Source organism: Fibrobacter sp. UWB10 (assembly GCF_900182935.1).
In the GTDB taxonomy this organism is placed as follows: Bacteria; Fibrobacterota; Fibrobacteria; order Fibrobacterales; family Fibrobacteraceae; genus Fibrobacter; species Fibrobacter succinogenes_O.
This window is the reverse complement of sequence record NZ_FXUE01000001.1, coordinates 899,047-910,713: the sequence shown is the minus strand read 5'-3', so window position 1 is coordinate 910,713 and position 11,667 is coordinate 899,047. Positions and strand designations below refer to the sequence as shown.

The 11,667-nt window shown below is 51.2% G+C and carries 9 protein-coding genes; 6 read left to right on the top strand and 3 right to left on the bottom strand.

Annotated elements, in window-relative coordinates:
• Window positions 1-58: 58 nt before the first annotated feature.
• Window positions 59-1,087, bottom strand: a complete 1,029-nt coding sequence (locus QOL41_RS03780) for a porin family protein (RefSeq protein WP_283428717.1) — start codon at window positions 1,085-1,087, stop codon at window positions 59-61.
• 61 nt (window positions 1,088-1,148) lie between these two features.
• Between QOL41_RS03780 and QOL41_RS03775 the strand changes: the two genes are divergently transcribed.
• Both QOL41_RS03775 and QOL41_RS03770 read left to right on the top strand, forming a co-directional pair.
• Window positions 1,149-2,945: an ATP-binding cassette domain-containing protein gene (locus QOL41_RS03775; protein ID WP_283428716.1), complete on the top strand. Its 1,797-nt coding sequence runs from the start codon at window positions 1,149-1,151 to the stop codon at window positions 2,943-2,945.
• Window positions 2,946-3,087: 142 nt separating this feature from the next.
• Complete coding sequence (locus tag QOL41_RS03770; protein WP_283428715.1) at window positions 3,088-5,808, top strand: cadherin-like domain-containing protein; 2,721 nt, start codon at window positions 3,088-3,090, stop codon at window positions 5,806-5,808.
• A 141-nt stretch (window positions 5,809-5,949) separates the two neighbouring features.
• Here QOL41_RS03770 and QOL41_RS03765 read toward each other — a convergent pair whose 3' ends face one another.
• Entirely contained in the window at window positions 5,950-7,122 is a 1,173-nt protein-coding gene (locus QOL41_RS03765; RefSeq protein WP_283428714.1) for an acetate/propionate family kinase, read from the bottom strand.
• Window positions 7,123-7,186: 64 nt separating this feature from the next.
• On the opposite strand from QOL41_RS03765, the gene QOL41_RS03760 reads away from it, so the two are divergent.
• The 4 genes from QOL41_RS03760 to QOL41_RS03745 all read left to right on the top strand — a co-directional run bounded on the left by QOL41_RS03760 (window position 7,187) and on the right by QOL41_RS03745 (window position 10,738).
• Window positions 7,187-7,720, top strand: coding sequence for a phosphatase PAP2 family protein (locus QOL41_RS03760; RefSeq protein WP_283428713.1), 534 nt, complete (start codon window positions 7,187-7,189; stop codon window positions 7,718-7,720).
• On the top strand, window positions 7,699-8,370 hold the full coding sequence (locus tag QOL41_RS03755) for a histidine phosphatase family protein (protein ID WP_283428712.1): 672 nt from the start codon (window positions 7,699-7,701) through the stop codon (window positions 8,368-8,370). The genes QOL41_RS03760 and QOL41_RS03755 overlap by 22 nt, the downstream gene beginning before the upstream one ends.
• Before the next feature lie 294 nt (window positions 8,371-8,664).
• On the top strand, window positions 8,665-9,825 hold the full coding sequence (locus tag QOL41_RS03750; RefSeq protein WP_283428711.1) for a trans-sulfuration enzyme family protein: 1,161 nt from the start codon (window positions 8,665-8,667) through the stop codon (window positions 9,823-9,825).
• A 1-nt stretch (window position 9,826) separates the two neighbouring features.
• Window positions 9,827-10,738 (top strand): PLP-dependent cysteine synthase family protein, encoded by a 912-nt coding sequence (locus tag QOL41_RS03745; protein WP_283428710.1) that lies wholly within the window; start codon window positions 9,827-9,829, stop codon window positions 10,736-10,738.
• A 68-nt stretch (window positions 10,739-10,806) separates the two neighbouring features.
• Here QOL41_RS03745 and QOL41_RS03740 read toward each other — a convergent pair whose 3' ends face one another.
• On the bottom strand, window positions 10,807-11,667 hold the full coding sequence (locus tag QOL41_RS03740; protein ID WP_283428709.1) for a nucleotidyl transferase AbiEii/AbiGii toxin family protein: 861 nt from the start codon (window positions 11,665-11,667) through the stop codon (window positions 10,807-10,809).

Genomic DNA, 11,667 nt, shown 5'->3' with positions numbered 1-11,667 from the left:
AAAAATAGTGCAGAAAATTTTTTTTACTTACGTTGGGGTGTAACGAAACGCCCCGATTTTAAAGCAGGAGTGTGGCTCCGACACCGATGTGCATCGTATAGAGCTTGGAATTCATCAAGGTAGATTCTGCAATCAGGTCTAAATCAAGCAAATTTGTGAAGTTTTGGATGATTCGAAGGTCCACAACGAGCCAGCGGTTCACGGAATAGCCCAAGTCGAAGAGGCCGCCAACTTCCACTCCTACAGTAGGAACGGTGTTCGAACGCTTGTCGTCGGTGACTTCGCCTTCGTATTCGATGCTCTGCTTGTATTCGGAATCTCCGCTCATCTTTAGCCCGAGGTTTACCCCCAAGCCAATAAAGAATCCGTCTTCGTCAAAGATGAACTGACCGATGACCGGAATTTCAAAAAGCGCTTCGTTGATGCTAGCTTCGTTATTGCTGTAGGCCTTGTCCTTGCTGTCAGTGTCTTTCTGACCGTATTCGGACTTGCCTTCGTAGCTGTACAGGCGGTAGCTGAAGTTGAGTTCGGTTGAAATGGCAAAGGTTCTGCCGAGGGGGAGCTTGGCCATGAGGCCGCCGCCAATTTCAGGGCCGATGTTCCAGTCGCTGGCGCCTTTACCCAAGTTCTTGTTTACGCCCAAAGTAGCGCGAATACCGAATTGAACGCCCTTTGAAAAACCTTCTTTGCGGGCGCGGTATTCGGCGGCGTTTTCGGCAACGTAGTGCTGGGATTCTTCGTCTTCTTCGTCGATGTTCGTGGTCGCGACTTCGGCAGTCTCTGCGGCAGGTTCGCTTTCGTCTGCGGGTTCTGCAGCGGCTTGTTCCGTGGTGTCTGGCCAGGCTTCTTCGGAGGTGGCGCCGTTTTCGCTGTAAGAGAAGCTTTCGGCGTTTTCGTCATTAGGAACGGCTGCTTGGTCTTCTGAGACTTGGTCTGCTGAGATATAGCCACAACCGTCGCCAACGCAGTTCGGGTCGGCAATTTCGCCTGAACCTTCAAATTCACCTTGTGCAAGTGCGGTAGAGGCGGCGAGGCTACCTGCGATAAGTGCGATTGCGAAACGATTCGATAACGAAAATGTTTTCATACTTTTAATTATAATAAAAAATCAGTAAAAAGGTAGATAAATATAATTCTACATTTGGGTTATGCCGATTCTTTCTGCCCAGAACCTTCTTTTACGCATCGGGGCGAACGCCCCTTTGCTCGACAATGTGAGCTTTGACATCGAGGCCGGCGACCGGATTTGTCTGGTCGGCCGCAATGGTTGCGGCAAGAGCACTTTGCTGAAAGTGCTCTCGGGCGAGGCCGAGGCCCAGTCGGGCGATATTGTTAAGAAGTCTGGCCTTAAGATTTCGCGCATGATTCAGGAAATTCCGGCCCATATCGAGGGCACGGTCCGCGACGTGGTCATGGCGGGGGTCATGCAAGACGGCACCCACGATACTCATGCCGAGGCGATTTTGGGCAAAACGGGGATTGATCCTGAGGCTCTTTATGACAGTTTGAGCGGTGGCCAGAAACGCCGCACTCTTTTTGCGCAGGCTTTGGCCCAAGACCCGGACTTGTTGCTGCTGGACGAACCCACGAACCATTTGGACATTCCGGCAATCCAGTGGCTCGAAGGAATCGTGACCCGCCTGAATTGTGCCTTGCTTTTTGTGAGCCATGACCGCACCTTTGTGCGCCGCGTGGCTACCCGTATTTTTGACTTGGACCGCGGTCGTGTTCGCAGTTGGGATTTTCCGTACGACAAGTTTGTGCAGTTCCGCGATCAGGCCTTGGCCGAAGAGGACAAGGCGAATGCGCTTTTCGACAAGCGCTTGGCCGAAGAAGAAGTCTGGATTCGCAAAGGAATCCAGGCGCGGCGGACCCGTAACGAGGGCCGCGTGCGCGCGCTCATTAAAATGCGCGAAGAACGTGCAGCGCGCCGCACCCGAACGGGCAATGTGAATATGCAGATTACCGAGGCGGACCGTTCGGGGCGCCTGGTGGCAAGACTCAGCGATGTGAGCTATTCTTACGATGGAACGCCGCTGATTAGCGGGCTTACGACCGAAGTTTCCCGCGGAGACCGCATTGGTATTGTGGGCCCGAATGGCTCGGGAAAGACGACGCTCTTGCGCCTGATTTTGGGCGAACTCACGCCCGATACAGGTGATGTGCGACTTGGAACGAACCTGCAAATCGCCTACTTTGACCAGATGCGTACCCGCCTTCGCGAAGACAAGTCGCTTGTTGAAAACATTGCCGATGGACAGCAGTACGTGGTGCTGAACGGTGTCAAGCGCCATGTGTTAAGTTATTTGCAAGACTTCCTTTTCTCGGCAGATCGCGCCCGTGGCCCGATTAGTGCTTTGAGCGGTGGAGAACGCAACCGCCTGCTGCTCGCGTGCCTTTTTAGCCACCCGAGTAACGTGCTCGTGCTTGACGAACCCACCAATGACTTGGACATGGAAACGCTTGACCTGCTCGCAGAACTCTTGGCCGACTACAAGGGAACCGTGCTTACCGTAAGCCACGACCGTGCCTTCCTAGATTCTGTCGCGACAAGCATTTTGGCGATTGAAGACGGCGGAAACGTGTTTGAATCGGTAGGCGGTTATAGCGACTACGAAGCCAAAAAGAAAGTCCGCGATAAAGAAGCCGCAAACGCAGCCCGTATTGCAGCTGAAAAAGAGACTGTAGCCTCTGCGCCTGCAAGCGCTGCGGCCCCTGCCAAAAAGAAAAAGCGCAGCTACAACGAAGAACGTGAATACGCTGCCCTCCCTGAAAAAATCGAAAAGCTTGAAGCCGAAATCGCCGAACGCCAGACGGAACTTTCCAAGCCCGAAGTGTTCACCAATGCAGCCCGAATTGTGGAACTCCAAAAGGAAATTTCGGACCGCGAAGCCGAACTCGAAAAAGCCTACGAACGCTACGAAGAACTCGACGCGTTAGGTTAACGTTTTTGGGGCGGACTAGCGGTTCTAGTCTGTTTCGGAAAGTTTACATTCGTGGATAAAAAAGCCTTAAAATCATATTATTCCAAGTTGCATTATTAACTAACAGAATATAGATTTGGAATGATGGATTGAATTGGGAATCATGAAGAGGTCGATTATGGTGAAAAAGATGATTTCGTGGATGGGTGCATTGTGCGCCTTGGCAGGTTCTGCCTACGCTGCTTCTGCAACGGTGTGGAGTGCAGCTGATGGAAACGGTATGGTGCCTCCGGTGAACGGATGGTATTCTTACCCCGATGCAAAGGCTACCGCAACTGAAGCGGCTGGCGCAAAGGCTACGCTTACAACGGCGACAGACAAGAGCAAAGTGCTTACTTTGTCTGTGAGCAAGACTAATGAAAGCAGCGCTGCCGGCATGGGCTTTGCCTGGGCAAAAAGCAACGGGGTGATTTCGCTCGAAGATTATGCGGGCGTGTGCTTGACCTATACCGCGGAAGTCCCGTTCAGACTGGAATTCAAACAGTCGACCATTAAGGATTACGATTTTTACGGAGCAATGGTTCCGGCTGCGACAAAAATGACGACGACCTTTATCGCGTTCGCAGATTTGGAACAGGAAGGCTGGGGTACAGCAAAGGCCTTGGACCTTACCAAGCAACAGGCTCTCCAGTTCGGTTACAAGCAGGCCTTTGTAGCTGACTACGGAACAACGAATACCATTTCGGTTTCTGCAGTATGGCTGGGCTCTAATTGCGAACAGCATGCTCCGGAACTTGGTACCGGTTATGCTGCTGGTGACGAAGTGATTCTGAACGAAGGCGACACCTTGAAACTCGACCTTACCAAGGTGTTTGTCGATGCCGACGAAGAAGAGCTCACCTATGCGGTAGAAATTGAAAACGCAAAGCTCGTCTTGTTTGCCGATACGCTCTACAAAAAGACCAAGATTCTCAATTTGATTACGAAGTCGAATCCGGAAGGTTCTACGGCTGTCACCATTACGGCTACCGATCCCACGAAAAAGTCGGTTGCTTATGAATTCTCCATTGAAACGGTGGACCGTGAAAACGCCCCTGTTGCTGTGGACGATGCCTATACGGTTAAGGAAGAAACCAAGCTTACCAAGGCTACTGTTATCACAGGCGTGATGGCTAACGACTACGACCCGGATGGTGATGCCTTTACGGCTGAACTTGTTGAACCGACGGCTCACGGAACCTTGACGTTTGACGGAAAGACGGGTGGATTCACTTATACGCCGGAAAAGGATTTCTTTGGCGAAGATGTGTTTACCTACCAGCTTGTGGAATCCAAGGAAGATGACCCGAAAACGGGTAACATTGGAACGGTTACCATTAAGGTGACCAATGTAGATGACCCGCTCACCGTGGTGATTGCTGATTCTACCTTGACTCTCGGCGAAGATTCGTATAAGCTTGGTGATACCCTTGTGGTGGCCGAAGATTTCGATCCGGTGTCGGTCATGATTCCGCTTGCAAACCTTCAGTTCGCTGATCCGGATGTCGCTGCAGGCGAAACCGTGCCTGTTAAGGTGAAGTCTAGCGGCATTATCAAAGTGACGTATGCCGAATTTGGTACGGACCATGTGGTTGATTTGGAACCGATTGAAAATGCAAACGGTGTTGCCAAGGTGACGATGTTTGCTGTAGACGGTAAGGATACTGCAAGTGTGTTCTTCTATGTGAAGGTAACTCCGGTGGCAGACCCGCCGATTGCTGTGGCTGACGCTTACGAAGTCATGCAGGATACCGTGAATGCAATTACCGCGAAGAAGGGCGTGCTTGCAAACGATAAGAACCCCGACAACGCAAAGTCCTTGCTCACTGCAGTTCTGGTTGAAGATGCCACATACGGTAAGGTTGAACTTGCTGAAGATGGCTCCTTCACTTACGCCGCTCCCGAAGAAGAAGGCGAAGACATGTTTGTCTATGTGGTGGTGAATGCCGAAGGCGATACCTCTGAACCGGTGATTGTGAACTTGACCATTGTGTACAAGAACAAGGCTCCGTCTATTGTAAAGGGTGTAGCTGATACGGTGGGCACGCGCCTTGCTGCCCTCAAGGAAGACTTCCTGATTGCCAAGAAGTATACCAAGGCTGAAATTCAGAGCTGGTTTACCGATGATACCGACAAGGTGACTGCGCTGACGTTTACGGCAAGAAGCGACGATAGCCTGCTTGCTCCGACGTTCAACAGCGGAAACTTGATGGTGAATTCTGTTGCAGATGCTTGCGGTGAAGCCGAACTGATTTTGGTTGCGACGGATACCAAGGGTGCTACGACTGAACTTGTGATTCCGGCAAGCATTGAATGCGTTAACGATAAGCCCAGGGCCAACAAGAGTATCGATACGGTGTATGTTGGCGCCAAGGAAGTCGTGCTCGATACGATCAACTTGAAGAAGTATATGTACGACCCCGATGGCGATACTCTGGAATTCTCGATGTTGTCGAAGGCTGCCGAAAAGGTGCTTGAATGGGAAATTAAGGACAGCCTCATGATTGTGAAGTCGAAATCCGGTCAAACACACGATGTTGGCTCGGTGTTCCAGTTCACTCTTATCGGAAAAGATGGCACGGATTCCAGCTCTAGCGTTATCCGCTTGATCTTGAGTGCTGATCCGAAGACCTCTATCAGGCCGACGATTGCCGCTGCTCCGAAGGCCAGCTGGCAGAGCGCAATCCTTGCAAACCGCGGTGCTGTGGCACTGTTCGATATGCAGGGCCGCGTGATGTGGAAGGCCAAGCTCCCGGTAAGCGAAGCTGACGTGCGTAACGCTGCCGCTCAGGTGCAGGGCAGAAAGATCCTGCAGGTGAACAAGCAGACATGGACGATTAAATAGTTCAGATTTCAGAAGTCAGAATTCGGAATTAAAAATTCAGGATTAACAAAGAATGCTCCGCTAAAGCGGAGCATTTAATTTATAAATATTGAAAATTCAGTTCGGAAATCAAATCTGAATTCCGAACTCCGAATTCCTAGCTTACTTCACCAGTGCTTCGGTGTCGAGGGCGATGAGGAGTTCTTCGTTGGTGGCGACGACCATGGCGGTCGGCGTGCCGTCCTTCGAAATAATGTGGCCAGAGTTCTTGCCGTTGTCTTCATTGCGGGCGTCGTCGATCTGGTAGCCGAGAATTTTGAGGTTGTCCATGGCCATCTTGCGGACAAGCTTGCTGTTCTCGCCGATACCGCCGGTGAACACCAGGGCGTCGATGCGCGGGAGTGCCATGGCGATGCCGCCGATTTCGCGGGTGAGCCTGTAGGCGAACGTTTCGAGGGCAATCTGTGCGCCGACGTGGCCTTCGCTTGCGGCCTGCGTCAGGGTGCGCATGTCGTTGCTGAGTCCGGAGAGACCGAGCAGGCCCGATTCCTTGTTCACGAGCTTGTCGAGGCGGTCGATATCGTAACCGTACTTCTTGCTGATGAAGAAGAGCACTGCCGGGTCGATGCTTCCGGAGCGGGTGCCCATGATGAGGCCCTCGAGCGGGGTGAAGCCCATGGTGGTGTCAACGCACTGGCCGTTCAAAATGGCGGAGCAGCTGGAACCGTTACCGAGGTGAGCAGTAATAAAACAGCAGTCTTCCGGCTTTTTGCCGAGAATCTTGGCGGCTTCGCCGGTCACGAAGCGGTGGCTTGTGCCATGGGCGCCGTAGCGGCGGATTTTGTCTTCTTCGTAGAACTTGTAGGGGATGCCGTAGAGGTAGGCCTTGCGCGGCATGGTCTGGTGGAAGGCGGTGTCGAACACGGCGACCTGCGGGAGGCCCGGGAAGAACTTGGTGGCGCATTCCATGCCGGTGGCGTGTGCGGGTTCGTGCAGCGGGGCGAACAGCGTGATGCTGCGGATATAGTCGATGACTTCTTGCGTCACCTTTTCGCTCTTGACGTACTTGCCGCCGAGCACCACACGGTGGCCGATGGCTTCGATGGTGTCGGTGAGCTTCTGTTCGGCGAGGAACTTCTGCACTTCGGCAACTGCTTCGGCGTGGGTCGGGCAATCGAAATTGAAATCGATATTGCCTTCCGGGCCCTTGGCCTTCACATGGCCATTCACGCCGATATTTTCGACGAGGCCGCTGGAGATGGATTCTTTGGTCTGGGTGTCGATAACGGCGAACTTGACCGAGGAGCTGCCGCAATTAAGAACGAGTACGCGCATTGTAGTTTCCTTTTTAGTTTTAACGGCTAATAAAATAGGAATTTTATTAACTACATTTACGCCGATGTTCAAGAAAATTGCAGAGTTTGACAACCGGGTTTCGGTCTATTGGACGAATCGGCATTTTTCGCCGAAGGTGAATAAGTTCCTCAAGTTTTACGTGCGCCTGGGCGACGGATACATTTGGGGTGCGTTTGCGATGGTGCTCTTTTTGCATTTGGGCTGGACCAATTTTTGGCCGATTTTGGCGCAGGCGCTTGCTGCCTTGGTGGTGGCGCTCGCCTTGTACGAGGGCGTTAAGCTTTCGACCAAGCGGCCGAGGCCATTTGCGGCGAATCCGCAAATCAAGGCGGAAGTTCCGCCTCTCGACAAGTACAGTTTTCCGTCTGGCCATACCATGAACAACTTGGCGGTGGCCTCGGCGGTGTTTTATGCGGTTCCGCAGTACGGCTGGATCATGATGCTCTTGCCGCTCACATGGGGACTTTTGCGCGTGTACTTTGGCGTGCACTGGCTGACTGATATTATTTGCGGATTCCTGCTTGGCATCTTGAGTTTTGTCATCGGACATGCGGTATGGATTTTACTCCCGCTGTAGATTTCTTTGCTTCGCTTGCGTCTGACGAACGTGTGTTCCTGTTGGTGCGTCACGGTGAACGAAACCATATTACACCCAACGATCCTGACTTCGGTGCGCATGTTGGCCTTACGGAGCGCGGACGCGAGCAGGCTTTGTCGCTGGGTAAGTGCATTCCTGCCGAAGGCGATATCTGCTTTTATTCAAGCCCGGTAGGTCGCTGTGTCGAAACGGCTGAATTCATAGGCAAGGGCCGTGGCGTTGAAAATCCGCATATCGAAAAGCTCGATTGCTTGGCGGAATACTTTGTTCAAGATTACGATGAATATACCAAGGTGTTGCGCGCCGGATTTTACGAAGGCATTTGCGAATGGCTAAAGAATGAGGCTGAGGGTAACCCGCGTGGCGATAAAGAAGCTTTTGCTCCGCTGCCTGCCCGTTCCGAAGAGATGCTTTCGATGATGCTTGAAAAGGGAAATTGTCGTTTCAACATTTTTGCAACGCATGATGCCTGGGTGGTTCCGTGCCTCACGCACTTTTGCAAGATGACCTTTACGCCTCAGCGCTGGATGAATTACCTGACGGGAATGGCCGTGGTTACTGATGCGCAGAAGAATGTGAAGCGTATTGTGCCTGTGACTGGCCTTGACACCGGCTGGCTCGAATTTTAGACTTATAGCTAAAACCTATAACGAACCAAAGAAAAATAGTATAACCAAATAACCCATTTTTGGTTGACAGCGTTATTGTTTTTGTCTATATTATCCCTACGTAAATTATAGGAAAATAAGAAATGACTCAAAACTTGATGAACATGTGTTGTTGCTGTTGGGGTCGATGTCGAACGGGCGACTAGTTTTTAGGCTTTTATCTAAAACAGATTCCCGCTCGGTTTTGTCTCCGGAGCGGGATTTTTTATTCGAATTTAAACATTAAAAGGCGCAAGGCGCTAAAGGACTTCAAAAATGTCGAATTCAAAATACATTGAAACGAAACTCATCCACGGTGGTATCGATGGCGATAGCGTTACGGGTGCTGTCAACGTTCCTATTTACCAGACTTCTACCTACAAGCAGGCGGGTCTCGGCGAAAATACCGGTTGGGAATATTCCCGCACGGGGAACCCCACGCGTGCAGCGCTCGAAGCGCTGATTGCTGACCTCGAAGGCGGTGTAGCAGGCTTTGCTTTCGGTAGCGGCATGGCTGCAACCTCTACGGTGCTTTCGCTTTTTAAGCAGGGTGACCGCATTATTATCTCTAGCAATGTTTATGGCGGTACCTTCCGCGTTCTGGACAAAGTTTTCAAGAACCTCGGCATTACCTATTCTATTGAAGATACGACCGATTTGGCAGCGCTCGATACCAAGGTGACGCCTGATGTGAAGGCCTTCTTTATCGAAAGCCCGGCAAACCCGCTCCTGACCGTGACGGATTTGGCAGGTGTTGCTGCCATCGCCAAGAAGCATGGAATTCTGACCATTGTTGATAACACCTTTATGACTCCTTATTTGCAGCGTCCGCTGGAACTTGGCGCCGACATCGTGGTGCATTCTGCGACTAAGTATCTGGGCGGCCATAGCGACGTGGTGGCTGGCCTTGCAGTGACCAACAACAAGGAAATTGCCGATCGTCTCGCATTCAACCAGAATGCCGTGGGTGCAGTGCTCGGCCCCTTCGATTCGTTCCTCTTGATTCGCGGTATCAAGACTCTTGGTGTGCGCCTCGATCGCCATACCGAAAACGCAGAACGCATTGCCCGCTACCTGGAACAGCACGAAGCCGTGAAACATGTTTATTATCCGGGCCTTCCGACCGCTCAGGGTTACGAAATCAACAAGAAACAGGCCAAGAACGGTGGCGCCATGATTTCGTTCGAACTGTACGAAGGTTACGACATCAAGAAATTCTTCAAGGCCCTGCAGCTGATTTCTCTCGCCGAAAGTTTGGGCGGCGTCGAAAGCCTTGTTTGCCATCCGGCTACCATGACCCATGCCTCTATTCCGAAGGAAATTCGTGAAAAGGTGGGCATTACCGACGGACTGATTCGTTTGTCTGTAGGTATCGAAAAAGTCGATGACATTATCTTGGATTTGAACGCCGGTATTAACGCCGCGAAGGAAGCATAATATGCATTACTATGAATCAATGCAATCTTTAATCGGGAAGACTCCGCTTGTAAAGCTTACGCACGTGGGACTCCCCGAAGGTGTAAACCTGTTTGCCAAACTCGAGCTCTGGAATCCCTCGGGTAGCGTGAAGGACCGCACCGGCCTTTACATGGTGAACGACGCGATTGAAAAGGGTCTCCTGAAACCGGGTGGAACCATTGTCGAAGCAACCGCAGGCAACACCGGCCTCGGCATCGCCTTCGCTGCCCTCAACCGCGGCATCCGCGTGATATTCGTGGTGCCCACCAAGTTCTCGCAAGAAAAGCAGACGCTCATGCGCGCTCTCGGAGCAGAACTCATCAACACCCCGCGTGAAGACGGCATGCTCGGTGCCGAAAAGAAAGCCGAAGAACTCTTGACTCAAATTCCCGGCTCTGTTTCGCTCAGGCAGTTCCGCAACATGTCCAACCCGCTGGCCCATTACGAAACCACCGGCCCCGAAATCTACGAAGATTTGGACGGACAAATCGACTACGTGGTGGCAGGCGCAGGAAGTGGCGGTACCTTCAGCGGCATTCTCAAGGCGCTCAAGGAACGCAATCCGAACATCAAGGGTGTGCTCGCAGACCCCGTAGGTTCTACTATGGGCGGCGGCGAACATGGCGACTACAACATCGAAGGAATCGGCAATGACTTTATCGCCGACACCATGGATATGTCGCTTGTGGATCAGGTCATCAAGATTAACGATGACGACGCTTTTGGCGGCGCTCGCGAACTCGCCAAGAAAGAAGGACTCATTGCAGGCTCCTCTTCGGGCGCAGCATTCACCGCAGCCAAAAAGCTCATCGCCTCGGGTGCCCGCGGAAACATCGTGTTCGTAGCCCCCGACCGCGGCGACCGCTACTTTAGCAAAGGATTGTACGAGTAAAAGTCACTAGTTGATATTACCTCTGTCTTCAAAACTCCTCCAGCTGGGGGAGTTTTTTTAGTAGCTAGCTATCGTGTAGTTGTTTCAACAAAGCGGGATAGGTGTCCTTTGATAAAATTCCAAACATCGTTGAATTCAAGATTGTCTTTAGAGTGAATTTTTTCCAAGAAAGCTTTCCACAGACGGTTCATTTTCTCGCTGTTTCCAAAATCAGAATCAAAAAGAATACTATCTGAGGTCACGACGGTATTCCTGTTTTGGAATGTCTTTTGAATTGCACTGGCCAAGATGTCTTGGTCAAAAGTGTAATTTATCAGAATGTTGTAGATATCGAAAAAATCTTTCATCCTTGAATTTTGATCTGCAAGCTCTATCATGCTTTGAAACTTTTCGGCGATAACAGTTTCTAGCGGATATGCGATGAGGGTCGCGGTTGGAGTGTCTGCCAGAATGTTAGGAAACGGCAGCTCCTGTGGTGCTGGAAAAATGGAATCGCCAAATCCAAAATCTATGGAAATTTGCTGACGAATAGAACCAAGGAATCCTTTAAAATGGACGCGTACGCCGTGGTATTCTTTGAATTCTGTAATTGATTCTGCAGAAACAGAATCTGTGTCGAAAATGACTCCGTCTTCGGAGCATTCTATTTGACATATTTCTGCAACGGCATTACGAATGTTTTGCATGTTATTGGAAATCTTGTTTGCGCTGAAATCCATGTCCAAAGTGGGTCTGGCCAAGAATTTTTCGTAGGCGAACAGTAGCGTGCCGCCTTTTAGGCAAAAGTTTTCCTTGTAAGGGCTTTGGGAAAGTCTGTATAGGAATCTCTCGTGAAAATAACGCGTGAGAATCACTTGATAATCCACGCCGAGTTTCTTGGCTGTGTTAAGCAGCCGTTCCCGGACGGAATGGGCAATGTTTTTTGCCAT